22 protein-coding genes are annotated in these 25,542 nt (G+C 72.1%); 10 read left to right on the plus strand and 12 right to left on the minus strand.

Annotated features, from left to right (window positions below):
* Nucleotides 1–312: 312 nt before the first annotated feature.
* From OG906_RS24175 to OG906_RS24190, 4 genes are all read right to left on the minus strand, one after another.
* Nucleotides 313–936, minus strand: coding sequence for a GntR family transcriptional regulator (locus OG906_RS24175; protein WP_053676140.1), 624 nt, complete (start codon nucleotides 934–936; stop codon nucleotides 313–315).
* A 228-nt stretch (nucleotides 937–1,164) separates the two neighbouring features.
* A complete protein-coding gene (sucB, locus tag OG906_RS24180; RefSeq protein WP_329445719.1) occupies nucleotides 1,165–3,021 on the minus strand; it encodes a 2-oxoglutarate dehydrogenase, E2 component, dihydrolipoamide succinyltransferase in 1,857 nt (618 codons plus the stop codon).
* A 53-nt stretch (nucleotides 3,022–3,074) separates the two neighbouring features.
* Complete coding sequence (gene lpdA, locus OG906_RS24185) at nucleotides 3,075–4,463, minus strand: dihydrolipoyl dehydrogenase (protein WP_053676093.1); 1,389 nt, start codon at nucleotides 4,461–4,463, stop codon at nucleotides 3,075–3,077.
* A gap of 313 nt (nucleotides 4,464–4,776) precedes the next feature.
* On the minus strand, nucleotides 4,777–6,306 hold the full coding sequence (locus OG906_RS24190) for a leucyl aminopeptidase (RefSeq protein WP_329445720.1): 1,530 nt from the start codon (nucleotides 6,304–6,306) through the stop codon (nucleotides 4,777–4,779).
* 358 nt (nucleotides 6,307–6,664) lie between these two features.
* Here OG906_RS24190 and OG906_RS24195 point away from each other — a divergent pair, with 358 nt between their 5' ends.
* The 5 genes from OG906_RS24195 (at nucleotide 6,665) to OG906_RS24215 (ending at nucleotide 13,367) form a co-directional block, all read left to right on the plus strand.
* On the plus strand, nucleotides 6,665–8,692 hold the full coding sequence (locus OG906_RS24195; protein WP_329445722.1) for a hypothetical protein: 2,028 nt from the start codon (nucleotides 6,665–6,667) through the stop codon (nucleotides 8,690–8,692).
* Between the two features lie 119 nt (nucleotides 8,693–8,811).
* Nucleotides 8,812–10,326, plus strand: coding sequence for a GT4 family glycosyltransferase PelF (gene pelF, locus OG906_RS24200; RefSeq protein ID WP_329445724.1), 1,515 nt, complete (start codon nucleotides 8,812–8,814; stop codon nucleotides 10,324–10,326).
* Complete coding sequence (locus OG906_RS24205) at nucleotides 10,323–11,849, plus strand: hypothetical protein (protein WP_329445725.1); 1,527 nt, start codon at nucleotides 10,323–10,325, stop codon at nucleotides 11,847–11,849. The genes pelF and OG906_RS24205 overlap by 4 nt, the downstream gene beginning before the upstream one ends.
* Before the next feature lie 25 nt (nucleotides 11,850–11,874).
* On the plus strand, nucleotides 11,875–12,540 hold the full coding sequence (locus tag OG906_RS24210) for a spherulation-specific family 4 protein (protein WP_329445726.1): 666 nt from the start codon (nucleotides 11,875–11,877) through the stop codon (nucleotides 12,538–12,540).
* Nucleotides 12,537–13,367 carry an endo alpha-1,4 polygalactosaminidase gene (locus tag OG906_RS24215; RefSeq protein WP_267798601.1) on the plus strand — a complete coding sequence of 277 codons (831 nt, stop codon included), beginning with the start codon at nucleotides 12,537–12,539 and terminating at the stop codon, nucleotides 13,365–13,367. Before OG906_RS24210 ends, OG906_RS24215 begins: the two co-directional genes overlap by 4 nt.
* Before the next feature lie 5 nt (nucleotides 13,368–13,372).
* On the opposite strand, the gene OG906_RS24220 is transcribed toward OG906_RS24215, so the two are convergent.
* The 5 genes from OG906_RS24220 to OG906_RS24240 form a co-directional block, all read right to left on the minus strand.
* On the minus strand, nucleotides 13,373–14,551 hold the full coding sequence (locus tag OG906_RS24220; RefSeq protein ID WP_329448118.1) for a sensor histidine kinase: 1,179 nt from the start codon (nucleotides 14,549–14,551) through the stop codon (nucleotides 13,373–13,375).
* 91 nt (nucleotides 14,552–14,642) lie between these two features.
* Nucleotides 14,643–15,359 (minus strand): hypothetical protein, encoded by a 717-nt coding sequence (locus OG906_RS24225; RefSeq protein ID WP_267798600.1) that lies wholly within the window; start codon nucleotides 15,357–15,359, stop codon nucleotides 14,643–14,645.
* Nucleotides 15,356–17,080, minus strand: coding sequence for a phosphatidylglycerol lysyltransferase domain-containing protein (locus OG906_RS24230; protein ID WP_443067467.1), 1,725 nt, complete (start codon nucleotides 17,078–17,080; stop codon nucleotides 15,356–15,358). The genes OG906_RS24225 and OG906_RS24230 overlap by 4 nt, the downstream gene beginning before the upstream one ends.
* A gap of 249 nt (nucleotides 17,081–17,329) precedes the next feature.
* Entirely contained in the window at nucleotides 17,330–18,385 is a 1,056-nt protein-coding gene (gene cobT, locus OG906_RS24235) for a nicotinate-nucleotide--dimethylbenzimidazole phosphoribosyltransferase (RefSeq protein WP_267798637.1), read from the minus strand.
* A gap of 115 nt (nucleotides 18,386–18,500) precedes the next feature.
* Nucleotides 18,501–19,730, minus strand: a complete 1,230-nt coding sequence (locus OG906_RS24240) for a bifunctional adenosylcobinamide kinase/adenosylcobinamide-phosphate guanylyltransferase (RefSeq protein WP_329445730.1) — start codon at nucleotides 19,728–19,730, stop codon at nucleotides 18,501–18,503.
* A 128-nt stretch (nucleotides 19,731–19,858) separates the two neighbouring features.
* Between OG906_RS24240 and OG906_RS24245 the strand changes: the two genes are divergently transcribed.
* Nucleotides 19,859–20,071 (plus strand): hypothetical protein, encoded by a 213-nt coding sequence (locus OG906_RS24245; RefSeq protein WP_053676083.1) that lies wholly within the window; start codon nucleotides 19,859–19,861, stop codon nucleotides 20,069–20,071.
* Between the two features lie 28 nt (nucleotides 20,072–20,099).
* Here the strand turns inward: OG906_RS24245 and OG906_RS24250 are convergent, their stop codons facing one another.
* Together OG906_RS24250 and OG906_RS24255 are read right to left on the minus strand one after the other, a co-directional pair.
* On the minus strand, nucleotides 20,100–20,843 hold the full coding sequence (locus tag OG906_RS24250) for a class I SAM-dependent methyltransferase (protein ID WP_402299809.1): 744 nt from the start codon (nucleotides 20,841–20,843) through the stop codon (nucleotides 20,100–20,102).
* 80 nt (nucleotides 20,844–20,923) lie between these two features.
* Complete coding sequence (locus tag OG906_RS24255; protein ID WP_078998457.1) at nucleotides 20,924–21,523, minus strand: DUF3043 domain-containing protein; 600 nt, start codon at nucleotides 21,521–21,523, stop codon at nucleotides 20,924–20,926.
* 282 nt (nucleotides 21,524–21,805) lie between these two features.
* On the opposite strand from OG906_RS24255, the gene OG906_RS24260 reads away from it, so the two are divergent.
* A complete protein-coding gene (locus OG906_RS24260) occupies nucleotides 21,806–22,600 on the plus strand; it encodes a PspA/IM30 family protein (RefSeq protein ID WP_324289483.1) in 795 nt (264 codons plus the stop codon).
* A gap of 13 nt (nucleotides 22,601–22,613) precedes the next feature.
* Nucleotides 22,614–22,892: a PspA-associated protein PspAA gene (gene pspAA / locus OG906_RS24265; protein ID WP_267798596.1), complete on the plus strand. Its 279-nt coding sequence runs from the start codon at nucleotides 22,614–22,616 to the stop codon at nucleotides 22,890–22,892.
* A 135-nt stretch (nucleotides 22,893–23,027) separates the two neighbouring features.
* On the opposite strand, the gene OG906_RS24270 is transcribed toward pspAA, so the two are convergent.
* Nucleotides 23,028–23,795: a hypothetical protein gene (locus tag OG906_RS24270; protein ID WP_329445733.1), complete on the minus strand. Its 768-nt coding sequence runs from the start codon at nucleotides 23,793–23,795 to the stop codon at nucleotides 23,028–23,030.
* Between the two features lie 70 nt (nucleotides 23,796–23,865).
* Here OG906_RS24270 and cobS point away from each other — a divergent pair, with 70 nt between their 5' ends.
* On the plus strand, nucleotides 23,866–24,687 hold the full coding sequence (cobS, locus tag OG906_RS24275) for an adenosylcobinamide-GDP ribazoletransferase (RefSeq protein WP_329445735.1): 822 nt from the start codon (nucleotides 23,866–23,868) through the stop codon (nucleotides 24,685–24,687).
* Between the two features lie 101 nt (nucleotides 24,688–24,788).
* Nucleotides 24,789–25,496: a response regulator transcription factor gene (locus OG906_RS24280; protein WP_329448120.1), complete on the plus strand. Its 708-nt coding sequence runs from the start codon at nucleotides 24,789–24,791 to the stop codon at nucleotides 25,494–25,496.
* The last annotated feature ends 46 nt before the right edge of the window (nucleotides 25,497–25,542 follow it).

Here is a 25,542-nt window from a genome sequence, read left to right on the forward strand (position 1 = left end):
TGTGCGCCGCCTTCCGGACAAAGGAGAGGTGGTGAAGAAAATCCCTGACGGGCAGGACAGGGTCGATGGACCCGGGTGGGGTCCGCGTTGACTGTAAAGCGCTGATCGATGATCGATCAAATAAAAGTGACAATTAAATGTCCACGGGGCGAAAGTCGGCACCGGGTGCCATGGCTCAAGGCACCCGGTGCCGGTGGTCTCGCGTCGTGGAACCAGTACAGGTCGCCGCGCCGGCGGCTCCCTGGAGAGCCGCTCGAAACCCCAGGTCGGAAAGGGTTTCAGCGGTCTTGCCGGGCGGCCCGGGGACGTCCGTCAGGCGCGCGGCGCGCAGCCCAGGACATGCCGCTTGACGAGCAGTCCGATGTCCGGATCCTGACCCCGGAACGCCGCCACGAGCGCCTCGTGCTCCTCCGCGTACGACTTCTGGACGGTACCGAGCCAGCGGATGGACAGCGCCGTGAACACCTCGATGCCCAGGCTCTCCCAGGTGTGCAGCAGCACGCTGTTCCCGGCCGCCCGCACCATCTCGCGGTGGAAGCCCACCGTGTGCCGCACCTGCGCCGTGCCGTCCTCGGTGCGGTCCGCCTCCCACAGGGCCGCCACGTGCGGCTCCAGCGCCGTGCAGTCGGCCGCCAGCCGGGGCGCGGCCAGCTCGGCGGCGATCTGCTCCAGACCGGCCCGGACCGGGTAGATCTCCTCCAGGTCGGCCGCGGAGAGGTTCCGTACGCGGACGCCCTTGTTCGGCGCGGACTCGATCAGCCGCAGCGTCTCCAGCTCGCGCAGCGCCTCCCGCACCGGCGTCTGGCTGACCTCCAGCTCGACGGCGATCCGGCGCTCCACGATGCGCTCGCCGGGCTTCCAGCGGCCGCTGACGATCCCCTCCACGATGTGCTCGCGGATCTGCTCGCGCAGCGAGTGCACGACGGGTGGGGTGATCATCGGCGCTTCATCTCCTGAGGGGCACGCAGGGCTCTGATGCGTAGACAATACGGCGGTGTCGGCCCGCCGGTACGCGTTGGTGCCCGGGGACCGGGGGTGAGGCTGGTTACAGGACCCGTCCCGGCCGGACACCTCGACCCGCACCCGGACACGACGACGGCGCCCCCGCCCGGAGTCTTCCGGACGGGGGCGCCGTATCGAGCGGCTGCCGCGGGGGCGTGAGCCTTACAGGCCGAGCTCGACCTCGAACTCGCCGGCTTCCAGGATCGCCTTGACGGCCGAGAGGTACCGGGCCGCGTCCGCGCCGTCCACCAGGCGGTGGTCGTAGGACAGGGTCAGGTACGTCATGTCACGGATGCCGATGTTCGTGCCCTCGGCGGTCTCGATGACCACCGGGCGCTTCACCGTGGCACCGATGCCCAGGATGGCGACCTGGTTCGGCGGCACGATGACCGTGTCGAACAGGGCACCGCGCGAGCCGGTGTTGCTGATGGTGAAGGTCGCGCCCGACAGCTCGTCCGGCGTGATCTTGTTGCCGCGGACCTTGGCGGCCAGGTCGGCGGTCGCCTTGGAGATGCCCGCCAGGTTGAGGTCACCGGCACCCTTGATGACCGGGGTCATCAGGCCCTTCTCGGAGTCCACGGCGATGCCGATGTTCTCCGAGTCGAAGTAGGTGATGGTGCCCTCGTCCTCGTTGATCCGGGCGTTGACGACCGCGTGGGCCTTCAGCGCCTGGGCCGCGGCCTTGACGAAGAACGGCATCGGCGAGAGCTTGACGCCCTCGCGGGCCAGGAACGCGCCCTTGGCCTTCTCGCGCAGCTTCATGATCTTGGTGATGTCCACCTCGACCACGGAGCTGAGCTGGGCCTGCGAGTGCAGGGCCTTCATCATGTTGTCGCCGATGACCTTGCGCATGCGGGTCATCTTGACGGTCTGGCCACGCAGCTCGGACACCGCGGCCGGAGCCTTGGCGGCCGGAGCGGCAGCGGCGGCTGCCGGCGCCGGAGCGGCGGCGGCAGCCTTGGCGGCCTCGGCGGCGGCCAGGACGTCCTGCTTGCGGATACGGCCACCGACACCGGAGCCCGAGACCGAGGACAGGTCGACGCCGGACTCCGAGGCGAGCTTGCGCACCAGCGGGGTCACGTACGCGCCCTCGTCGCCGGCCGGGGCCGGGGCGGCGGGAGCGGCCGGGGCCACGGGAGCCGCGGCGGCCGGAGCCTGAGCGGCCGGAGCGGCCTGCGCCGGAGCGGCGGCCGGAGCCGCCACGGGAGCCGGAGCGGCAGCCGCGGGAGCGGCCTGAACCGGAGCCGGGGCGGCGGCCGGAGCGGCAGCCTCCACCGGAGCCGGGGCGGCGGCGGGAGCGGCGGCCTCGGCCGGAGCCGGGGCTGCGGCGGGAGCGGCGGCCTCGGCCGGAGCCGGGGCTGCGGCGGCCGGAGCCGCCGCGGGGGCCGCGCCGGCGACACCGATGACGGCCAGGCGAGCGCCGACCTCGGCGGTCTCGTCCTCGCCGACCAGGATCTCCAGCAGGGTGCCGGCGACCGGGGCGGGGATCTCGGTGTCGACCTTGTCGGTCGAGACCTCCAGCAGCGGCTCGTCGGCCTCGACCGACTCGCCGACCTGCTTCAGCCAGCGGGTGACGGTGCCCTCGGTGACGCTCTCGCCCAGGGCGGGGAGAGTGACGTCCGTGCCGGACGCTGCAGGCGCGGCGGCGGGGGCCTCGGCGGCCGGAGCCTCGGCAGCAGGTGCCTCGGCGGCGGGAGCCGCGGGTGCCTCGGCGGCCGGAGCCGGCTCGGCGGGGGTCTCGGCGGCGACCGTCTCGGCCTCGGCCGGGGCCGGGGCGCCCGAGCCGTCGTCGATGACGGCCAGCTCGGCGCCGACCTCGACGGTCTCGTCCTCGGCGACCTTGATGGAGGCCAGGATGCCGGAGACGGGCGACGGGATCTCGGTGTCGACCTTGTCGGTCGATACCTCGAGCAACGGCTCGTCGGCCTCGACGCGCTCGCCCTCGGCCTTCAGCCAACGGGTGACAGTGCCCTCGGTGACGCTCTCACCGAGCGCCGGAAGGGTTACGGAAACCGACATGGTTTCAGTTGCTCCTAACGAATGTGCGGAAGTGGTCGTCGCGCCCGTGACGATTAGTCGTGGGAGTGAAGCGGCTTGCCGGCAAGGGCCAGGTGGGCCTCGCCGAGCGCTTCGTTCTGGGTCGGGTGCGCGTGGATGAGCTGCGCGACCTCGGCCGGCAGAGCTTCCCAGTTGTAGATCAACTGGGCTTCGCCGACCTGCTCGCCCATCCGGTCACCGACCATGTGGACGCCGACCACGGCACCATCCTTGACCTGGACGAGCTTGATCTCGCCCGCAGTCTTGAGGATCTTGCTCTTGCCGTTGCCCGCCAGGTTGTACTTCAGGGCCACGACCTTGTCGGCCCCGTAGATCTCCTTGGCCTTGGCCTCGGTGATGCCGACGGAGGCGACCTCGGGGTGGCAGTACGTGACGCGCGGCACACCGTCGTAGTCGATCGGGACGGCCTTGAGGCCGGCCAGACGCTCGGCGACGAGGATGCCCTCGGCGAAGCCGACGTGTGCGAGCTGCAGGGTCGGGACGAGGTCACCGACGGCCGAGATGCTCGGCACGTTGGTCTGCATGTACTCGTCGACCAGGACGTAGCCGCGGTCCATCGCGACGCCCTGCTCCTCGTAACCCAGACCCTGCGAGACCGGGCCGCGGCCGATCGCGACCAGCAGCACCTCCGCCTCGAAGGTCTTGCCGTCGGCGAGGGTGACGCGGACACCGTTCTCGGTGTACTCGGCCTTCTCGAAGAAGGTGCCGAGGTTGAACTTGATGCCGCGCTTGCGGAACGCGCGCTCAAGAAGCTTGGAGCTGTTCTCGTCCTCGACCGGCACGAGGTGCTTGAGGCCCTCGATGACGGTGACGTCGGTGCCGAAGGACTTCCACGCCGAGGCGAACTCGACGCCGATGACGCCGCCGCCCAGGATGATCGCGGACTCGGGCACGCGGTCCAGGACGAGCGCGTGGTCCGAGGAGATGATGCGGTTTCCGTCGATGTCCAGGCCCGGCAGCGACTTCGGCACGGAGCCGGTCGCCAGCAGGACGTGGCGGCCCTGGATGGTGCGGCCGTCGACGTCGACGGAGGTCGGCGAGGAGAGGCGGCCCTCACCCTCGATGTAGGTCACCTTGCGCGAGGCGACGAGACCCTGGAGACCCTTGTACAGGCCCGAGATGACGTCGTCCTTGTACTTGTGCACACCCGCGATGTCGATGCCCTCGAAGGAGGCCTTGACACCGAACTGGGCGGCTTCGCGCGCCTGGTCCGCGATCTCACCGGCGTGCAGCAGTGCCTTCGTGGGGATGCAGCCGTTGTGCAGGCAGGTGCCGCCGAGCTTGTTCTTCTCGATCAGCGCAACGTCGAGACCCAGCTGGGATGCGCGCAGCGCCGCGGCGTAACCGCCACTGCCACCGCCGAGGATCACTAGGTCGAAAACGGTGCTGGCGTCGTTCGCCACGTCACGTCCTCCATGCATGTGCGCCGGGCACCGGTCCTCTGTGACCGGGGCGGCGGCTGGTAATCGGCCGCTTGTTTCTTCGGCCCTGTGGTGGGGGCCCTGTCCTGCCGAGAACCCATCTTCGCATTTGTCGGGGGAACGCGGGACGCCGGGCCCCGGCTCTGGACCGTCGTTCTGCCCGAACCGGGGGTTACCACTGCGTAGAAACCTACTGATCTTCGAGGTTTCGTCGAGAGCGAACGTGCCCCGCGACCCCGACGGGGGTCGCGGGGCACGTTCGCGGCCCACCCGGCGAGACGGATCGCCGGTCGTGTCAGCCCAGGTCGCCCGTGGCGGTGCGCTCGGCCAGCCGCACCAGGGTGCGCACGGCGGAGCCGGTGCCGCCCTTGGGGGTGTAGCCGTACGGAGCGCCCTCGTGGAAGGCGGGGCCCGCGATGTCGAGGTGGGCCCAGGTGATGCCCTCGCCGACGAACTCCTGGAGGAAGAGGCCGGCCACCAGGCCGCCGCCCATGCGGACACCCATGTTGGCGATGTCGGCGGTGGGGGAGTCCATGGTCTTGCGCAGGTCCGCGGGGAGCGGCATCGGCCAGGACGCCTCGCCGACCTCCTCGGCGATCTCGTGGATCGAGGTGCGGAAGGCGTCGTCGTTGGCCATCACGCCGAAGGTCCGGTCGCCCAGGGCCAGCACCATGGCGCCGGTCAGGGTGGCGACGTCGACGATCGCGTCCGGGTTCTCCTCGGAGGCCCTGGTCAGCGCGTCGCCCAGGACCAGCCGGCCCTCGGCGTCGGTGTTGAGGACCTCGACGGTCTTGCCGCTGTACATGCGCAGCACGTCGCCGGGCTTGGTGGCGGAGCCGGACGGCATGTTCTCGGCGAGCGCGAGCCAGCCGGTGACGTTGACCTGGAGGCCCAGCTTGGCGGCCGCGACGACGGCGGCGAACACGGCGGCGGCGCCGGCCATGTCGCACTTCATCGTCTCGTTGTGGCCGGCCGGCTTCAGGGAGATGCCGCCCGAGTCGTAGGTGATGCCCTTGCCGACGAAGGCGAGGGTCTTCTCCGCCTTGGAGTGGGTGTAGGTGAGCTTCACCAGGCGCGGCGGGTTCTCGGAGCCCTTGCCGACGCCCATGATGCCGCCGTAGCCACCCTTGACGAGCGCCTTCTCGTCCAGCACCTGGACCTTGATGCCGTTCTCCTTCGCGGCCGCGGACGCGACGGCGGCGAAGGCCTCGGGGGTGAGGTCGTTCGGCGGGGTGTTGATCAGGTCGCGCGCGATGTTGACCTCGGTCGCGACGACGATGGCGCGCTCGGCCGCGGCCTTGTGCTCCTTGTCGCGCGGCTTGGCGCCGAGCAGGGCGACCTCGGCGAGGGGCTGCTTGGGGCCCTCGCCCTTGGCGGCTTTCTTCTCGCCGCCCTGGTAGACGGTGAAGGCGTACGCGCCGAGCAGCGCGCCCTCGGCGACCGCGGTGACGGCGGAGGCGTCGTCGAGGGGAAGCGCGAAGGCCGCCTTCTTGACGCCGTGCAGGGCGCGGGCGGCGGAGCCGGCGGCGCGGCGCAGCGCCTCCTCGTCGTAGGACTCGTCCTGCTCGGGTACGGAGCCCAGACCGACCGCGAGGACGACCGGGACCTTGAGGCCGGACGGCGCGGGCAGCTTGGTGATCTCGCCTTCCGCGCCCGAGGCGCCGAGCGCGTCCAGCACGGAGGCGAGCTTTCCGTCGAACGCCTTGTCCACGGCCTCGGCGCCTGCGGCGACCACGGGGCCCTTGGCGCCCTTCGCCACGCCGACCACGAGGGCGTCGGCGCGCAACGTCGCGGCGCCGGCAGTGCTGAGAGTCAGAGCAGTCACGGTGGTGAAGTCTCGCTTCCGTTTGTGTGTGTGGGCGCTGCGGTCGCGTCGGGGTCGCCGGCCGCTCCGCAGCGATCGTATTCCGGCTCGACGGCCGCCGGAAACGAGCCTACGCCGACGTACTCGTCCGTACGTCACTCGAAGGTTTGGCAAGTTGTTCGATCAGGACGCCGACAGGTTCACCCATCTGTGGTCTCTGTTCCAGGTTTGCCCTTTAGACCTGACGAGGTCCGAGAGAGTGATGCCGCTCTCGCAAGGGGACGCGGGGTCCCTTTGCATGATTTCCACAGAGCCTCCCCGGCGCGGCCGAACGCCATGCGGCCGAAGTCGTCGGGAGGCCTGCGGGGGGAAGGCCGAAATGGTCAACAAGAACCGGATGAACAGGGTCGCCGCGGCGATGGCCGCAGCGACCCTGATGTCCGTGGCAGTACCCGCGGCGTCCGCCGAGGCGGCCGCCGCGACACCGCGCATCGACCTCAGGGTGCTGGTCGTCGACGACGGCGGCAGCTCGGTCGAGGCGATCACCGCCGAACTCCGCGACACCGGAGTTCCGTACACCCGCGTGGACCTGGGCAGCGCAGGCCGCCCGGTGATCAACGCCGCCTACCTGAGCGACACGGTCGACGGCCGTCCGCGCGCCAAGTTCCAGGGGGTGGTGCTGCCCAACGAGAATCCCTTCGGCGCGGGTTCGGCCGAGATGACGGCGCTCGCCGCCTACGAGACGACGTACGGGATCCGCCAGGTCGACGCCTACACCTGGTCGCACCCGGGCGTCGGACTGGAGTACACCGACAACGGCGGCTACAGCGGCACCCTCGACGGCACCCAGGCCGCCGTCACCGCCGCCGGCAAGACGGGCCCCTTCGGCTACCTCGGCGGTCAGGTCACCTTCGAGGACAACTCGCCGCTGGTACCCGAGAGCTACGGGTTCATGGGCAAGCCGCGCACCGGCTACACCAGCTACCTCGACGCGCCCGTCGGCTCCGGCCGCGCCTCGCTCGTCGGCGAGTACGCCCACGACGGGCGCAGCGAACTGGTCGTCACCTTCGGCTACAACCAGTACCAGCAGCAGTTCCGGCTGTTGGCCCGGGGCATCGTCGAATGGCTCACCCAGGGCGTCCACCTCGGTCAGGAGCGCAACTACTTCGCGGTCCACGTCGACGACGTCTTCGCCCCGGACGCCCGCTGGAGCAAGGAGCTCGACTGCACGCCCGGCGACTACGCCTGCGCGGGCGGCGAGGGCCAGGAGAGCACCATCCGGATGACCGCCGCGGACGCCCAGTACGCGGCGCAGTGGCAGACCTCCAAGAACTTCAAGCTCGACATGCTCTTCAACGCGGGCGCGGGCGAGGAGTGGAAGGCCGAACACGGCGGCGTCGACGCGATGACCGCCCAACTGGTGGCGGACCGGGCCAAGTACCGCTGGATGAACCACACGTACACGCACCCGTTCCTCGGCTGCGTGCAGGACACCACCACCTCCCCCTGGACCTGCAAGAAGAACGCCCAGGGCGCGATCCAGTACATGAGCCGCGCCGAGATCTCGGCGCAGATCCGCGACAACAACAACTGGGCGGCCGCCAAGGGCATCACCACCGACCGCACCGAGCTCGTCACCGGCGAGCACTCCGGCCTCAAGACGGCCCCGCAGCAGCCCGTGGACAACCCCAACCTGGCGGGCGCGCTCGCCGACAACGGGGTCAAGTGGGCGGGCAGCGACAACTCCCGCGAGCCGGCGCAGCGCGCGGTCGGCGCCGCCCTGACCGTCCCGCGCCACCCGATGAACGTGTACTACAACACGGGCACCAACGCGGAGATGGCCGACGAGTACAACTGGATCTACACCAGTCGTGCCGACGGCGGCAGCGGCGCCTGCGAGGACAACCCGGCGACCTCCACCTGTCTGCCGGCCCCGCTCGACGTCAACACCGGCTACACGGACTACATCGTCCCGCAGGAGGCCCGTACCGCCCTGCGCCACGTGCTGGCCAACGACCCCCGGCCGCACTACGTCCACCAGTCCAACCTGGCCGAGGACCGCACCCTGTACCCGGTGCTCAACCAGGTCCTCGACACCTACCGCATGCTGTACGCGCCCAGCGCGCCCATCGTGAACCAGACCATGAAGGACACCGGCGTCGAGATGACCCGTCGCGCCGCCTGGGACAAGGCGATCGCGAACAACCAGGTCACCGCCTACCGCATCGGCAAGGACGTCACCGTCAAGGCGCCCTCCGGAGTGGTCGCCCCGATCACCGCGCCCAACGGGACGAAGAAGCAGCTGCTGCTCGGCACCGCCGACTTCGGCACCGCGTACGCCGGCACCCGCTCGGCATGGACCGGCCCGGAGCTGCTCCAGTCCGCGGTCACGCTGAAGCTGCTCTGACCTCCCCCCGGCCTCCGTCAGGCCGGTCGTTCCACCGCACGCGCACCCGCATCACCCAGCGCCGGCGCTCCGCGAACCACGGGCGCCGGCCCCTTTTCCGTCCTGGGGGGACACACCGCATGAGCCATGGGCGTCATGTCACCATGCTCACCGAAGGCACCTATCCACACGTCCACGGAGGCGTCAGCACCTGGTGCGACCAACTGGTCCGCGGCATGCCGGAGGTCGACTTCAACGTCATAGCCCTGACCGGCTCCGGACGCGAGCCGGTCACCTGGGAACTGCCGCGCAACGTCTACCGGCACACCGCCGTACCGCTCTGGGGGCCTGCGTCGGCCCGGCGCATGCGGTCGACACTGCGCGGCAGGGCCCTTCGAGGTTTCACCGAGACGTACGAGACGTTCCTGCTCTCCATGCTCGACCCGCGACACGGCGGATTCTCGCAGTCCCTGCGCGAACTGGCCCTGCTGGCGAGGGCCGGCAAGCTCGCGCCGGCCCTGCGCTCCGAGTCCGTGCTGCGCCTGCTGATGACCGTCTGGACCCGCCCCGGCCTGGTCACCGCCGAGGCCGCGCCCACCATCCACGACGCGCTCACCGCCACCGACCTGCTGGAACACGCGCTGCGCCCGCTCTCCGTGCGGATCCCGCCCGACAGCGTCGCCCACGCCGTCAGCAGCGGCCTCGCCACCCTTCCGGCCCTCGCCGCCAAATACCTCGACCAGGTGCCCTTCCTCCTCACCGAGCACGGCATCTACCTGCGCGAGCGCTACCTGGGCTACCGCACCGCCGAACAGCGCTGGCCGGTCAAGGCGCTGATGCTCGGCTTCTACCGCGAGCTCAACACCGAGGGCTACCGGCAGGCCGACCTGATCACCCCCTGCAACCAGTACAACCGGCGGTGGGAGGAGCGCGGCGGAGCCGCCTCCGACCGGATCCGCACCGTCTACAACGGCGTCGACCCACACGCCTTCCCCGAGGCCGGCCCCGAACCCGAGGTGCCCACCCTCAGCTGGTGCGGGCGCATCGACCCGATCAAGGACCTCGAAACCCTCGTCCGCGCCTACGCGTTCATGCGCGAGGAGCTGCCCGCCCTGCGGCTGCGCCTCTTCGGGCCGGTCCCGGCCGGCTGCGAGGACTACAAGCTCCGCCTGGAGAAGCTCGCCGCCGAACTCGGCGTCAGCGACGGCATCACCTACGAGGGCCGGATCGACCAGGTCGCCAAGGCCTACGCCGCCGGCAGCGTCGTGATGCTCTCCTCCATCAGCGAGGGCTTCCCCTTCAGCATCATCGAAGCCATGTCCTGCGGCCGCACCACCGTTTCCACCGACGTGGGAGGCGTGCGCGAGGCCGTCGGGGACACCGGGCTCGTCGTCCCGCCCCGCGAGCCCGAGACCATGGCCCGCGCCACCCTCGCCCTGCTCCGCGACGACGAACGGCGGGCCGAACTCGGCCGGATGTCGCGCAAGCGGGTGGTCGAGAAGTTCACCCTCCACCAGTCCGTCGACGGCTTCCGGCACATCTACCGGGAACTCGCCGGACAGCCCCTGCTGCCCGTCCACCCGGGCGACGACTGGACCCAGCGGCTCGCGGACCCCTGGTACAAGGAGCTCGCCGCCGACGGGAGCCTGTGGTGAGCGGTTCCCTCTGGCTGAAGGTCCCGGGCGGCAACACGCTGCCCGCCGTCCCGCGACCCCGGCGGACGGTCCCCCCGGCCGCCGACCCGATGGACGAACTCGCCCGGCGGCTCGACGTGTTCATCGCCGCCGCCGTCCACCCCGACGAGATAGCGGCCATCCTGGAATCCGACGGGATGACCGACGAGTACATCCGGCTCACCTACGGCCGCCACGACTCCTTCGCGCTCGCCGAGGAGCTGTACGCCCGGGTGCCCCGCTCCTTCCCGGAGCCCGAGGGCGCCCCCGACCCGTGGAAGGTCTCCCTCACCGCCTGCCTGCTCCGCGGGGTGATCTTCGCCCTGCCCGGCCTGGCCTACCTGCTCGGCGCACCCCTGCTGGAGGGTCCCCAGGACCGGCTGGGGCTGCCCGCCGGGACGCTGACCCTGCTCGCCGGGGCACTGATCGGGTGGGTCTGGGACCAGACCCTGTCCCACCGGGCCTACTCCTGGCTCGGCCTCGGCGACCGGGCCGCCGCCGGGCGGACCCTGCTCGCCGGGGCCCCCGCCGGGGCGCTGCTGGGCACCGCCGCCGCGCTGGCGGTGCCCGGCGGGCCGCCGTTCTCGTACGCGTTCGCCGCCGGGCAGGCCCTGTACGTCGGCGCCGCCACCGTCCTGCTGGTCCTCGGCCGGGAGCGGATGCTGATCGCCGCGCTCGCGCCGATGGCCGCGGGCGCGGTGCTGTCCCTCTTCGTGGACCTGCCCGTACCCGTGCGCGTCACCCTGCTCGTGGTGTCGCTGCTGGCCGCCTGCGCCCTCGCCGTCCGGGAACTCCCGCTGGCCGAGGGCGTGCGGGCCACGGTGCGCCGCGTCCGGGGCTGGTCCCGGCGCGGCCCGGGGGAGGGACCGGTGCGCTGGCGGATGCTGCGCGGGGCCGAGGAGGAGTACCGGCCGCACGGACCCCGGCTCGGGGACTCCGTGCCGTACGGGGTGTTCGGCCTCGGCACCGGCCTGCTCGTGCTGTACGCCGCCCTCGGCGAGGTGCTGGCCGGAGGACCCGCCGAGGCCGTCGCCGCGCCCTCCGCGGTGGCCCTCACCCTCAGCATGGGCCCCGCCGAATGGCTGCTCCACCGGTTCCGCAGCGGCAGCCTCGCCGGGCTGCGGGCCGCCCGCTCGCCCCGGGCGTTCCGACACCGGATGCTCGGCACGCTGACCCGGTGCCTCGCCTCCTACCTGGTGGTGCTGCTCGCCCTGGGCGTCGTCGGGACCCTGTTGTGGCCCGGAGCCCCCGCACCGACCGGCCTGCGCGTCGCGACGCTGCTGCTGCTCGGCGCCGTGATGTGGACCGGGCTGCTGCTCCAGTCGTTCGGTGCGGTCCGCCCCGCCGCGGTGGTCTGCGCCTCGGCCGCCGTCGCCCAGAGCCTGGCCCTGCTCCTGGGGACCGGGCAGCCGCGGCTGGTCCAACTGGTCGTGGCGGCCACGGCGGCCGCCGCCCTGGCCACCATGGTCTGCCTGTTCCTGGGGCGGGCCACGGCCCACCGCTGACGCACGTGCCCCGTACCCGACGGACATGAAGAAGGACCACATGCTGCTGGTGCCCCTCTACGAGCACCCCGCCGACCAGCCCGAGGCCTGGGAGCTGCTGATCCGCTCCGCGGGCCGCCTGCACTCGGTGGTGCTCAACCCCGACAGCGGGCCGGGCGACGCCCCCGACGAACGGTTCGCCGCCGTCGCCGCGCGCCTGCGCGAAGCCGGGGTGCCCGTCCTGGGCTACGCCGACACCGACTACGGGCGGCGCCCGCACGCGGCCGTCGTCCAGGACCTGTTGCGCCACCGCGACTGGTACGACACCGACGGGGCCTTCCTCGACCAGGCCTCCGCCGACCCCGAACTCCTGGCCCACTACGGTCGGCTCGGGGTCGCCGCGCGGGCCGCGGGCGCCCGCACGGTCGTCCTGAACCACGGCGTCCACCCGCACCCCGGATACGCCGAACTCGCCGACCTGCTGGTCACCTTCGAGGGGCCCTGGGACGCCTACCGCGACGCGGAGGCCGTGCCCGCCTGGACCGCCGACCACCCCGCGGGACGGTTCTGCCACCTGGTGTACGCCGTCCCGCCGGGGGCGCCCACCGCCGAACTCGCCCGGGAACGGGGGGCCGCCGTGCACTGCGCCGTCCCCGGGACCGGCGCGCACCCGTGGGGCACCCTCCCGCACGCCCTGGAGGCCACCGCGTGAACCGCCGTCCGCCGCGGTGGTCCCTGCCGGTCCTCGTCCCGCTGCTGCTGCTCGCCGCGTGCACCACCGTGCCCGAGCCGGACGACGTCTCGCCCGACCCTGCGCCGGGGCAACGCTGGCAGCCCGAGCCGGGGGTCAGCTGGCAGTGGCAGCTCTCGGGCAGGCTCGACACCTCGGTGAAGGCGGCCGTGTACGACGTCGACGGGTTCACCACGACCAAGGAGCAGGTCGCCGACCTGAAGAAGGCCGGACGCAAGACGATCTGTTACCTCTCCACCGGGGCCTGGGAGGACTTCCGCCCGGACGCCGACGACTTCCCGAAGCCGATGCTCGGCAAGGGCAACGGCTGGGAGGGAGAACGCTGGTTGGACATCCGGCGCCTCAAGGAGCTGGAACCGCTGATGGCCAAGCGCGTCGACATGTGCCGCCAGAAGGGCTTCGACGCGGTGGAGCCCGACAACATGGACGGCTACGCCAACACCTCCGGCTTCCCGCTCACCGGCGACGACCAGCTGAGGTACAACCGGCTGATCGCCCGGCTCGCCCACGACCGGGGCCTGTCGGTCGGCCTGAAGAACGACCTGGACCAGATCCCCCAACTCGTCGGGAACTTCGACTTCGCGGTCAACGAGCAGTGCATGGAACACGACGAGTGCGACCGGTACGCGCCGTTCACCGACGCGGGCAAGGCCGTCTTCCACGTCGAGTACGAGGGCCGGGTGGGCGACTGGTGCGCCCGCTCGCAGGAGGCGAAGCTCAGCTCGCTCCAGAAGAAGTACGAGCTGGGCACCTGGCGCAGGGTCTGCCCCCGCTCCGGCACCCCCTGAGGGAGCTAGGACACGGGCAGGATGGCGTGCACCCGGTACCCGCCGCCGTACCGGGGGCCCGCGAAGCAGGACCCGCCCAGCGCGCCGGCCCGCTCGCGCATCCCCAGCAGCCCGTGGCCGCCACCCGGATCGGCCGGTTCCGGGGCCGGGTCGGCGGAGGTGCCCCCGTCGTCGAGGACGGTCACCTCCACCGAGGCGCCGACCCGGACCACGCTGACCTCGGCGCTGGCCCCCGGTCCCGCGTGCTTGCGCACGTTGGTCAGCGCCTCCTGGATCACCCGGTACGCGGCCAGGTCCACGGCGGCCGGCAGCGCGGACGCGTCCCGCCCCAACTGCACGATGACCTCGACCGGCAGCCCGGCGTGCCGGAAGGTGTCCGTCAGTTCGTCCAGCACGGCCAGCCCCGGCGCGGGCTCGGTCGGCGCCTCCGGGTCGCCGGACTGGCGCAGCAGCCCGACCGTGGCGCGCAGCTCGTTCAGCGCCGAGCGGCTGGCGTCCCGTACGTGGGCCAGCGCCTCCTTGGCCTGGTCGGGGCGCTTGTCCATCACATGGGCGGCCACCCCCGCCTGCACGTTGACCAGGGCGATGTGGTGGGCGACCACGTCGTGCAGGTCCCGGGCGATCCGCAACCGCTCCTCGGCGACCCGGCGCCTGGCCTCCTCCTCACGGGTCCGCTCGGCACGCTCGGCCCGTTCCCGGATGGCGTCGATGAAGGCCCGTCGACTGCGCACGGCGTCCCCGGCGGCGGCGGCCATGCCGGTCCAGGCGAAGATCCCGAGGTTCTCCTGCGCGTACCAGGGCAGTGGTCCCGCCAGCATGGCGACACCGGTCAGCCCCGTCATGGTGAGCAGCCCGATCCGCCACGTGGTGGGCCGGTCGGTGCGGGCGGCCAGCGTGTACAGGGCGATCACCGCGCACATCACGACGGGCGCCCGGGGCTCGCCGGTGGCCAGTTCCAGCAGGGCCAGCGCGCAGGTCACGGCGAGCACGGCGCGGGTGTGCCGGCGCCGGAACACGAGGGCGGTGGCGCCCAGCAGCATCAGCAGGAGCGAGAACGGGTCGGGGGTGCGGGTGCCGAAGGTGGGCCCGTGCGGCCCGTGGGGATCGGCGAAGGATCCGACGACCATGGAGACGAGCGCCCCGAGCGCGAGCACGGCGTCGGTGGCGAGCGGATGGGCCCGCATCCACTGCCGGGTGGGGGCGAAGGGCCCGAGGTGTGTCGTCACCCCGTTACGGTACGGCCTGCCCGCGGGGCGCCGGACGGAGACGGACGCGTCACGCCCCCGGCGGTGCGCTCGATGCGGGCGGCGGGCTGTGCCCCAGGGGGGCTCGGGAGCGCCGCGGCCCCCACGTGGCGCGCACCACGCACAGCACCATGACGGCGGCGATGGCGGCCAGGTGCTCCTTGCCCGCCAGGTTGTCCTTGATCAGCACCTCGCCGATCATCACCAGGATCACCAGGGCCCCGGTGAGGTAGGCCCGGTACCGCCAGCAGACGTAGATCGCGAGTCCCACGACCGCCGCCGACGGACCGGTGTCGTTGACGACGCGGTCGGACACCGGCAGACCGAAGGGGTGGTCGGGGCCCAGCGAGAGACCGATCCGGGCGTACGTGGTGCCGGCGAGGGTGGCCACGTAGCCGACCACCAGGGTGCGCCACCAGCCGACGCAGATCTCCGAGATCCCGAAGACCAACAGGATCTGTGCGAGCGCCCCCCACACCGGCAGGTCGAGCGCCGGGACGAAGAGGGACAGGGGCGTGCGCAACAGCGCCAGCCAGAGCGGGTCGACGGCCTTGACCGAACCGAGGTCCTGCACCGGCTGGAAGCCCCAAGAGGTGTTCTGGACGATCTGGAAGACCGAGGTCAGACAGACCGCGCCGAGGGTCATCGGGATCGCCCGCCACTTGTCGCGGGCGAGCGAGTCCCGGATCGTCCAGAACAGGGGCCCCCACTCGCGGCGGGCGAACCGCCGCAGTGAGGAGTTCGTCAACGCTTGGTCTCCAGGTGTCTGCGGTGCATCCACTTCGGCAGGCCGGGAGCTTCGAGGAAGCCCTCCGCCCGGCCCGCCGCGACGCCGATCCGCAGCAGGTCCGAACTCTTCTCGAAGAGCATGAACCGCGGTTCCCAGATCGGCCGGTATTTGGCGTTGGCCCGGTAGAGGGACTCGATCTGCCACCAGCGGGAGAAGAAGCTCAGCAGCGAGCGCCACATGCGCAGCACCGGACCCGCGCCGAGCTTCGATCCCCGCTCGAAGACGGAGCGGAACATCGCGAAGTTCAGTGAGACCTGTGTGACGCCGATCTCCTTTGACCGCTCCAGGAGTTCGATGACCATGAACTCCATCAGACCGTTCTCGGAGTCCCGGTCGCGGCGCATCAGGTCGAGCGACAGACCCTTGGGTCCCCACGGCACGAAGGACAGCACGGCACGCAGTTCACCGTTGCCGTCGAAGCACTCCAGCATCACGCACTGGCCGTCGTCGGGATCGCCCAACCGGCCCAGTGCCATCGAGAAGCCGCGCTCGGTCGCACCGTCGCGCCAGTCGTCGGCGCGGACGAGGAGCACGTCCATCTCCTCGGTCGGGATGTCGGAGTGCCGGCGGATGCGCACCGTGTACCCGGCGCGCTTGACCCGGTTGTAGGCCTGCCGGACGGTCCGCATGGCGCGACCCTCCAGCGTGAACTCGGCGGTCTCGACGATCGCCTCGTCGCCCAGTTCCAGGGCGTCCAGGCCGTGCCGGGCGTAGATCTGGCCGGCCTCCTCGCTCGCGCCCATGACGGCCGGCACCCAGCCGTGCTCGCGGGCCTCGGCCAGCCAGGGCTCGATGGCGCCGGGCCAGGCCTCGGGGTCTCCGATCGGGTCGCCGGAGGCCAGGGACACGCCGCCGACGACGCGGTAGGTGACGGCGGCCTTGCCGGTGGGGGACCAGATGACGGACTTCTCGCGGCGCAGCGCGAAGTAGCCGAGGGAGTCCCGGTCGCCCTGCTTGGCGAGCAGGGCCCGCAGCCGGTCCTCGTCCTCGGGGGTGAGCGGGTCCACGGCGCGGCGCGAGCGGAACGCGGCGAACAGCACGGCGAGGAGCAGCAGCATCGACATGACGTTGACGAAGACGTCCACCCACGCCGGCGTGGCGATCCCGTCGTAGGCCCGGTCGTTCGGCTCCAGGGTGATCAGCCGCATCGCGCCGTACTTCCAGCGGGCGAGGAAGGTGGCGTCGGCCCGGTCCGGGTCGGTGTTGGTGGCGCCGACGAGCAGGGCGGCGACCAGCGAGGTCAGCAGCAGGCCGACGGCGGCCACGGCGGTGGCCAGCTTGGGGTTGGAGCGGTCGCCCTTGGCGTAGAACTCGTGGCGGCCCAGCAGCAGGGCGCCGACGAAGGCCGCGGTGAGGGCGAGCGAGACCCAGTTCTGCGCGTGGTCGCGGAACTCCGGGTAGCAGAAGTCGTAGTCCCCGCCGACGCACGGCGCGAAGGCGGCCGTGGCGAAGGCGAACAGCAGCATGCCGCTGATCACCAGGTTCAGGATCCAGGCGGCCCGTTTGCGGCGGCCCATGGTGACGGCGAGGATCAGCGAGAACAGCCCCGAGGCGAAGCCCGCCGTGAGCAGGTAAGGCGTGTAGAAGTCGGCGGTGTTGTGCCGGCGCAGGTCCTGCCCCAGCGAAAGCCACACCGCGCTGAGGAAGTTCACGAAGGTGACGACGCGCAGGTACCAGATGGCGAAGGCGGCGCCGCGCCGTGACGGTTTGCTGCCCCTGCGGGCCTCGGCCTTGGCTGCGGGATCCTTCTTGCCCGTTTCCCCCCTGCCGGCGGGATCGCCGCCGGACTCTCTTCTTCCGTTTACTGCCGTGGTGGTATCTGCGCTGGTCAAGCGGACCTCTCCCATGAAAAGCGATGATATGGGGCGTCACCGTCCACGGGCGGATCGAGCGCCCCGGACTGGTCAGGCCCGTGGCGCCCGGTGAATTCAGTCCGTCGGCTCCTCCACCGCTCGTTCCGGCAGCTCCGCAGCGAGTGCGGCGGCCGCCTGGACGAGGGGGAGGGCCAGCAAGGCCCCTGTTCCCTCTCCCACAGTGACGCCGTGGTCGAGCACGGGGTTGAGTGCCATCCTGTCCAAGGCCTTCGCCTGGCCCGGCTCGCCGCTCGCCTGGCCGGCCAACCACCAGTCCGGGGCCCGGAACGCGGCCCTCTGGGCCACCAACCCGCAGGCCGCCGAGACGAGCCCGTCGAGGATGACCGGTGTACGGCGCACCGCGCACTGGAGCAGGAAGCCGGTGATCGCGGCGACGTCCGTGCCGCCGACCTTCGCCAGCAGGGCCACCTGGTCGCCCAGCACCGGACGGGCCCGGCGCAACGCGTCGCGGATCGCCGCGCACTTGCGCATCCAGGCCAGGTCGTCGATCGGGGCGCCGCCGCGACCGGTGACGACCGAGGCGTCCGTCCCGCACAGCGCGGCGACCAGCGTCGCGGCCACCGTGGTGCCGCCGACACTGAGGTCCCCGAGCACGACGAGATCGGTTCCCGAGTCGGCCTCCTCGTCGGCGACCCGCATCCCGAGCCGCAGCGCGGCCTGTGCCTCCTCGACCGTCAACGCGTCCTCGACGTCGATCCGGCCGCTGCCGCGCCGCACCCGGTGCCGCACGACCTCCTCGGGGAGCAGCCCCGGATCGCAGTCCAGGCCGGTGTCCACGATCCGTACGCCGGCGCCGAACCGGGCCGCCAGGACGGCCACCGGACTCGTCCCGTCGAGCACGCCCCGCACCAGTTCGTGCGCGGTGCCCGCGGCGCGCGCGGAGACCCCCTCGGCGGCGATCCCGTGGTCGGCCGCGAACAGCACGACACGGGGCCGCTCGATCTGCCGGACCGGAACCCGCCCCTGCGCGGCCGCGAGCCACTCGCCGAGTTCGTCGAGCCGGCCCAGCGCGCCGGGCGGCACGGCCAGCCGCTCACGGCGATCCTCGGCATCACGCCGGACGCCCCCGTCGGGGCGTTCGATCAGATCGGAGAAGTCGTCGAGATTCAGCATGGTCATCTGCCAGAGCGTACAGCCGGTGAGGCCCTCCCCAAGCCCCTCCCGCAGCCTTCCGGCCGGTGCGCCGGGGGCGATTTCGGCGCCGCGGCGACCGGCGCCGGCGACGTCAGTCCTTCAGTACCACCGCCTGCCCGGCCACGACCAGCAGAACGTGCTCGCACTCCGCCGCCACCGCGTTGTTGAGCCGCCCCAACTCGTCACGGAAACGTCGACCGGAGGACGTCGCGGGGACCACTCCCGACCCGACCTCGTTGCTGACGAGCACCACCGGACGACGGGTCGCACGGACCGCCGCCACCAACTCCGCGGTCGACTCGCGCAGTTTCTTCTGCCCGCCGCCCGCCCACACGTCGTCGTCCCAAGCCCCGGCCCGGTCCATCGCGTCGGTCAGCCACAGCGCCAGGCAGTCGATCAGCAGCGGCGGACCCCCGGCATTCTCCAACAGCGGTACCAGCGCACAGGTTTCCACCGTCCGCCAGGTCGACGGCCGCCGCTCCCGGTGCAGACCCACCCGCTGCGCCCACTCCGTGTCCCCGTCGCGGGAACCGCCCGTGGCCACGTAGACCACCTCGGGGAAGCCGGCCAGCCGGCGTTCCGCCTCGTGCGACTTGCCGGACCGGGCGCCGCCCAGGACCAGGGTGCGGCGCGGCAGCTCCGGCGTCGCGTGGTACTCGCCGACCGCCACCGTCGTGCCGTCCGGCACCACCCGCGCCCCGGCCGCCGCGCACCGCCGCTCCGACTCCCGCCCGGGCGGGGTGTCGTGGTCCAGGTGCACGGCGATCAGATCCGTCGCCGGCCCCAGCGCGCCGCTCGCCCGCAGCCGCGCCACCGCCTCCGGCCGGCCGACCACGTCCGCGAGCACCACGTCGTAGGGACGCTGCCCGGCCGAGCCGCCCGGCTCCGGGCGCGCGGACCCCAGGCCGGCGGGCGCCCCGCCCGGCGGCAGGTACAGCAGTCGGCCGCCGTCCGGCCCGGTCACCTCGTACCCGGTGCCCGGGGTGTCCATCGGCACCGCCCGCACCCGGTGACCACTGATCACCGACAGCTCCTGCCCGTCCGGCACCCGCCCCGCCGCCGGCAGACCCGGCGGCAGCTCGACGGGGGGCCCGTCGTGCGGATGGGTGAGCAGCACCTGCCGCACACCGGCCAACGAATGGCCCGCGCGAGCTCCGGCCAACACCGCCCCGGGGGTCAGGTCGAGCAGCAGCGCACCGTCCACGAGCACGGCCGTCGCCGCCCTGGAGAGGGGGCCGACGGAGACCGCGCAGGCGGCGCAGGGACAGCCGGGTCGGGGCAGTCCTTCAGGGGTACCTGTACCGAGCAGAGTGAGTTCCACCCGATGATCCTCCCGCGTCCGCGGGAGTGGTGCTCGCCCGGCTACTCTGCGGGCAGACTCAAGGCGAACAACGCAGGTGCGCGAAGGACGATCGACGCGCGAACAGCGGACGAGCAACGGAGGCGGACATGGCGTGGACGTGGCGGTTCGAGACGGCCGAGGGCAGCGAGACGACCCCGTCGGTGGTGCCGGAGGAGTTCACCACGCAGGGGGACGCGGAGTCCTGGATCGGTGAGTACTGGAAGGACCTGCTGGAGGGCGGCACCGAGAAGGTGAAGCTGTCCGACGACACGGGCACCGAGCTGTACACGATGAGCCTGCGCGAGGCCCTGGACGCCTGACCGGCTCCCGCCGCCGCGGTGTGCGGGCTCAGCCCCGCACACCGCACAGGTGCAACAGCGCCGCCACCGCGCGGTACGGGTCGGTGCGCCCGGCCCGGTCCTCGGCGGCGAGCAGCCGTTCCAACTCCGCCTCCCGAGGCAGGTGGTTCCCGGCCTCCGTGCCGTCGGTGAAGACCCGCACCCCGTACCAGGCCTGGAGCGGAGCCCCGATCCCCGAGAGCGTGGCCGTCAGACCCGCCAGCCGGTCGGCCCGTACGTCCAGACCCAACCGGTTCGTGTAGTCGACGGTGTCGAACGCCTTCAGGGCGGCGTTCCAGTCCCCGCCGAGCCCCGGTCGCATGGCGAGCGCGTCGCCGTTGCGCACCAACAGGGACAGCAGCCCGCCCGGGGCGAGCATCCGGGCCAGCCCCGCCAGCATGGCGTCCGGCTCCGGCACGTACATCAGGACGCCGTGGCACAACACCACGTCGAAGCTGCCCGGCACGAAGTGCGCGCCGGTCTCCCGGCCGTCGCCCTCCATCAGCCGGACCCGGTCGCGGATGCCGGCAGGCTCGCCCGCCAGCGCCTCGCGGGCCACCGCCAGCATGTCGGGGTCCTGTTCCAGGCCGGTCACCTTGTGCCCGGCGCGCGCCAGGCGCAGGGCCTGGGTGCCCTGGCCCATGCCCACGTCGAGGACGCGCAGTCGCTGCCCGACCGGGAAGCGGTGCGCGATCTGCTCGTCGACCTGGCGGCCCACGAGTTCCTGGCGGACCGCGTTACGCAGTCCGCCCAGGCCCTCCAGCCACAGTCGGGATCCCCCGGAGAAGTCGGCCACGTCGCCCCCCGACGCCCCGGATGCGGGCGTCGCTGCGCTCAGGGCCGTTCCCCACGCTTGACCTGCGGCTTCGGCAGGCGCAGCCGGCGCATCTGCAGGGTGCGCATCAGGCCGTACGCGACGGCGCCGCGCTTGGGCTCGTCCGGGAAGCGCTCGTTGACGGCCTTGCGCAGGCGGATGAACATGCCGATGGAGTCGAGGAGGATCAGCGCGATCACACCCATCCACAGCACCAGCGCAATGCTCTGGAGCCGCTCGACCCGCACCATGCTCAGCACGAGGATGATCACCGCCAGCGGCAGGAACATCTCGGCGACCGAGAAGCGCGAGTCCACGAAGTCGCGGACGAAGCGGCGGACGGGGCCCTTGTCGCGGGCGGGCAGGTAGCGCTCGTCGCCGTTGGCGAGGGCCTCGCGCTGCTTCGCCATCTCCACGCGACGGCGCTCACGGGCCCGCTTGGCGTCCTCCTTCCGGTTGCCGGTCGAGGCCACCACTGCCTTGCGCTGCGACTGGGCCACAGCACGCTTCGGCGTCGGGCGGCCCTTCGGGGCCTGGGGGTCACGGGGCTGCGAAAGGTCGGCGCTCACCTTGTCGGTGGCGGGGGCCTTTTCTTCCTTGGAGGAACGGCTACCAAACACGCAACCAAGCCTACGTGGTCAAGGGCACGCTCCCCACCTCGGCGGGGAACGATCCGGCAACGGCGGGCGTCTTCCCTTGTGCAGGGTTCTTGTGACGGGCGGGCCCCCCGGGGGATCTCCTGGGACCACCTACTCCTTACGCCTGACACGGCGGCGGCGTAGTCGTCCTGGAGGAGGAGCGCATTCGTTCTCGAACAGTGCGGTAATGGAGACAGGGCCCGTACTGTGGGTTCTGTTGGTGACCTGGAGTGAAGTCCTTCTAGAAGGGGGCGCGCGAAGCCCATGAGCGGTGTCATGAAGCGTATGGGGATGATCTTCCGCGCGAAGGCGAACAAGGCCCTTGACCGGGCCGAGGACCCGCGCGAAACCCTCGACTACTCGTACCAGAAGCAGCTGGAACTGCTGCAGAAGGTGCGCCGCGGGGTCGCCGACGTCGCGACCTCCCGCAAGCGCCTGGAGCTGCAGCTGAACCAGCTCCAGGGCCAGTCCACCAAGCTGGAGGACCAGGGCCGCAAGGCGCTGGCCCTCGGCCGCGAGGACCTGGCCCGCGAGGCCCTGTCCCGGCGCGCGTCGCTCCAGCAGCAGGTCAGCGACCTGGAGGTGCAGCACCAGACCCTCCAGGGCGAGGAGGAGAAGCTGACGCTCGCCGCGCAGCGCCTCCAGGCCAAGGTGGACGCCTTCCGCACGAAGAAGGAGACCATCAAGGCCACCTACACCGCGGCCCAGGCGCAGACCCGGATCGCGGAGTCCTTCTCCGGCATCTCCGAGGAGATGAGCGACGTCGGCCTCGCCATCCAGCGGGCCGAGGACAAGACGGCCCAGCTCCAGGCCCGCGCCGGCGCGATCGACGAGCTGCTGGCCTCCGGCGCCCTGGACGACCGCAGCGGCCTCGGCTCCAAGGACGACATCCAGGCCGAGCTGGACCGCCTCTCCGGCGGCTCGGACGTGGAACTGGAACTCCAGCGGATGAAGGCCGAACTGGCGGGCGGCCCGGCCGACCGACAGCAGGCCATCGAGGGCGGCGCCCCGGGCGCCGGTCAGCCCACCCAGACCCCGCACCGGTTCGACAAGCAGTAGGACGGGGCCCGTCATGATTGTCCGCATCATGGGGGAGGGCCAGTGGGAACTGGCCGACAGTCACTTCGTCGAGCTGAACAAGCTCGACGACGAACTGCTCGCCGAGATGGAGTCCGGTGACGGCGAGGGGTTCCGGCGCACGCTGGCCGCGCTCCTAGACGCGGTCCGCAGACTCGGCGAGCCCCTGCCGGACGACGCGCTGGAGCCGTCCGAGCTGATCCTCCCGGCGCCCGGCGCGAGCCTGGACGAGGTCCGCGAGATGCTCAGCGACGACGGCCTGATCCCGGGCTGATCCCCCGGGGCACCGGCACGCACGCGACGGCACGTACCAAGGCACGCGGCACCCACACGCACCTCAGGCACACCGACACCGCAGGACGACGGGCCCGCCCATTCGGGGCGGGCCCGTCGTCCGTCCGCACGCCCGTCAGTCCGGGCCCTTCTCCAGCGAGACCCGCTCCGGGTCCGGGGTTCCGCCGATGAAGTTCTCGAACCTGCGGCGCGGCGAGGCCCAGCGCCGGTCGTGGTGGAAGGCGCGCAGCCCCGCCTTGGCCCGCGCCTTCGGACGGTTCGCGTAGAAGCGCTTCGCATAGGGGGAACCGGGGCGGGCGAGGCGGACCGCGCCGATCAGCGCCACGAACGGCACGACCGTGCCGAAGATCGCGGTGCGCGGCTTGCCCTTCCACAGCGCGACCAGCGCCAGGAAGAAGTTGCCGGCCATGTTCATCATGACCACTCCGCGGCTCTGCCGTTCCTCGGGGGTGAGGTCGTTGACCCCGAACGGCAGGAACCCTCCGAGCATCAGTGCCACCAGCGCCGCGGTCAGGACCACGATCTCCACGCTCTTGCGGCCGTCCTCGCTCCAGTACACGTCGTCCAGGTGCAGGATCAGCGCGAACTCGTCCAGTACCAGCCCGGCGCCGATTCCGAAGAGCACGGCCGAGAGCAGCGATCCGAAGCCCTGCCGGCCACTGCTGATCGCACCGAAACCGCCGATGATCACCAGGATCACGCCCGGCACGACGTGATGGATGTGCACGCCGCCCGGCGTGACGTTCTTGAAGGGCCCCCGCCCCGCCCGGATCAGGCGGGTGATCACCCTGGTGATCAGGAAGGACAGGACGAACGACAGCAGGGCGAGCAGCAGCGGGAGCTTGCCCGGCTCCAGGATGTTGCGGTACCACCAGTGACCCATGACACCACCTTCCACCGTGGCGGGTAATGCGCAATTCAACGCCGAGCGCGGCGGGGTAGCGTTCGCGCCGATGAAAGATTCGTTCGAAGATCCGCCGCAGTCGCCGCCGCCCGAGCGCGCCCCGTTCCTCGACGGGGTCCGCTTCGCGTTCGGCACCCTCACCGTGCTGCCCGCCCGCATCACCCGGTGGGACCGGCCGGCCGCCCGTACCGGGATGGCCTGCGCGCCCCTCGCCGGCCTGGCCGTGGGTCTGATCGCGGCCGTCCCCGGAGTGCTCCTGCTGGTCCTCGGCGGCGGGCCGCTGCTGGCCGCCGCCGTCACCGTCGCCGTGCCGGCCGCGCTGACCCGGGGCCTGCACCTCGACGGACTCGCCGACACGGTCGACGGGCTGGGGAGCGCCAAGCCCGCCGAAGAGGCGCTGCGGATCATGAAGCAGTCCGACATCGGCCCCTTCGGGGTGATCGCCCTGCTGGTGGTCTTCCTGGTACAGGTGGCGGCGCTGGCGAACGTGTACGCCGACAGTTGGGCACGGGGCGCCCTGGCCGCCGTGCTCGCCGCCGTCACCGCGCGCCTCGCGATGACCCTGGCCGCCCGCGACGGTGTCCCGGCGGCCCGCCCCGGAGGCCTGGGCGCGGCGGTGGCGAGCGTGGTCCCGATCCGCTCGGCCGTCCTCGTCACCGTCCTCACCGCAGTGGCCTGCACGGCCGCGGCCCTCCCGCTGGGGCTGCCCGCCGCGGCCCAACACGCGGCGGCGGTACTCGTCGCCCTGCCGGTCGCCGAACTGCTCCTGCGCCGGTGCGTGCGCCGCTTCGACGGGGTCACCGGTGACGTCTTCGGCGCCCTGTCCGAGGTCGCGGCCACCGTGGTCCTGGTGGCCCTCGCCCTGGGCTGACCGCCGCGGACCCCGTGGCGCCGGCATCGCGGCGCCGCCCGGTGACCGGGCCGGGATCATGTGGGTCGTACCCTCGGGGGGTGGACGACACGGTGACAGGGATGCCGGGCGGCGGGCCCATCAGGGTGCTGCTCGCCGACGATCAGGCGCTGCTGCGCAGCGCGTTCAAGGTGCTCGTCGACTCCGAGGCCGACATGGAGGTCGTCGGCGAGGCCTCCGACGGGGCCCAGGCCTACGCCCTCGCCGGCGAACGACGGGCCGACGTCGTCCTCATGGACATTCGGATGCCGGGCACCGACGGGCTCGCCGCCACCCGCATGATCAGCTCCGATCCGGAACTGCGCGACGTCCGCGTCGTCATGTTGACCACCTTCGAGGTGGACGAGTACGTGGTCCAGGCCCTGCGCGCCGGCGCCTCCGGCTTCCTCGGCAAGGGCGCCGAACCGGACGAGCTGCTCAACGCGATCCGGGTCGCCGCCGCCGGCGAGGCCCTGCTGTCTCCGGCCGCCACCAAGGGGCTCATCGCCACCTTCCTCGCGCAGGGCGGCCACCCGGACGTCCCCGCCGACGGCTCCGCGCACGCCGCCCGCCTCGCCACGCTGACCGTGCGCGAGCGCGAGGTCCTCGTGCTCGTCGCGGCGGGCCTGTCCAACGACGGCATCGCCGGCCGCCTGGAGGTCAGTCCGCTCACCGTCAAGACCCACGTCAACCGGGCCATGGCCAAGCTGGGCGCCCGCGATCGGGCCCAACTGGTGGTCATCGCCTACGAATCGGGCCTGGTACGGCCCCGGGCCGACGGCGCGCGGTAGTCCCGCGGGGCGGCGCAGTAGTACGGCGTACTGCGGGCGCGGTATG

Source organism: Streptomyces sp. NBC_01426, from assembly GCF_036231985.1.
Lineage (GTDB): Bacteria > Actinomycetota > Actinomycetes > Streptomycetales > Streptomycetaceae > Streptomyces.

Coding starts and splice junctions, on each gene's coding strand:
- sucB (WP_329445719.1), bottom strand. CDS start 3,021: ATGTCGGTTTCCGTAACCCTTCCGGCGCTCGGTGAGAGCGTCACCGAG.
- OG906_RS24195 (WP_329445722.1), top strand. CDS start 6,665: ATGGTCAACAAGAACCGGATGAACAGGGTCGCCGCGGCGATGGCCGCA.
- pelF (WP_329445724.1), top strand. CDS start 8,812: ATGAGCCATGGGCGTCATGTCACCATGCTCACCGAAGGCACCTATCCA.
- OG906_RS24210 (WP_329445726.1), top strand. CDS start 11,875: ATGAAGAAGGACCACATGCTGCTGGTGCCCCTCTACGAGCACCCCGCC.
- OG906_RS24220 (WP_329448118.1), bottom strand. CDS start 14,551: ATGCGGGCCCATCCGCTCGCCACCGACGCCGTGCTCGCGCTCGGGGCG.
- OG906_RS24245 (WP_053676083.1), top strand. CDS start 19,859: ATGGCGTGGACGTGGCGGTTCGAGACGGCCGAGGGCAGCGAGACGACC.
- OG906_RS24260 (WP_324289483.1), top strand. CDS start 21,806: ATGAGCGGTGTCATGAAGCGTATGGGGATGATCTTCCGCGCGAAGGCG.
- pspAA (WP_267798596.1), top strand. CDS start 22,614: ATGATTGTCCGCATCATGGGGGAGGGCCAGTGGGAACTGGCCGACAGT.
- OG906_RS24270 (WP_329445733.1), bottom strand. CDS start 23,795: ATGGGTCACTGGTGGTACCGCAACATCCTGGAGCCGGGCAAGCTCCCG.
- cobS (WP_329445735.1), top strand. CDS start 23,866: ATGAAAGATTCGTTCGAAGATCCGCCGCAGTCGCCGCCGCCCGAGCGC.
- OG906_RS24280 (WP_329448120.1), top strand. CDS start 24,789: ATGCCGGGCGGCGGGCCCATCAGGGTGCTGCTCGCCGACGATCAGGCG.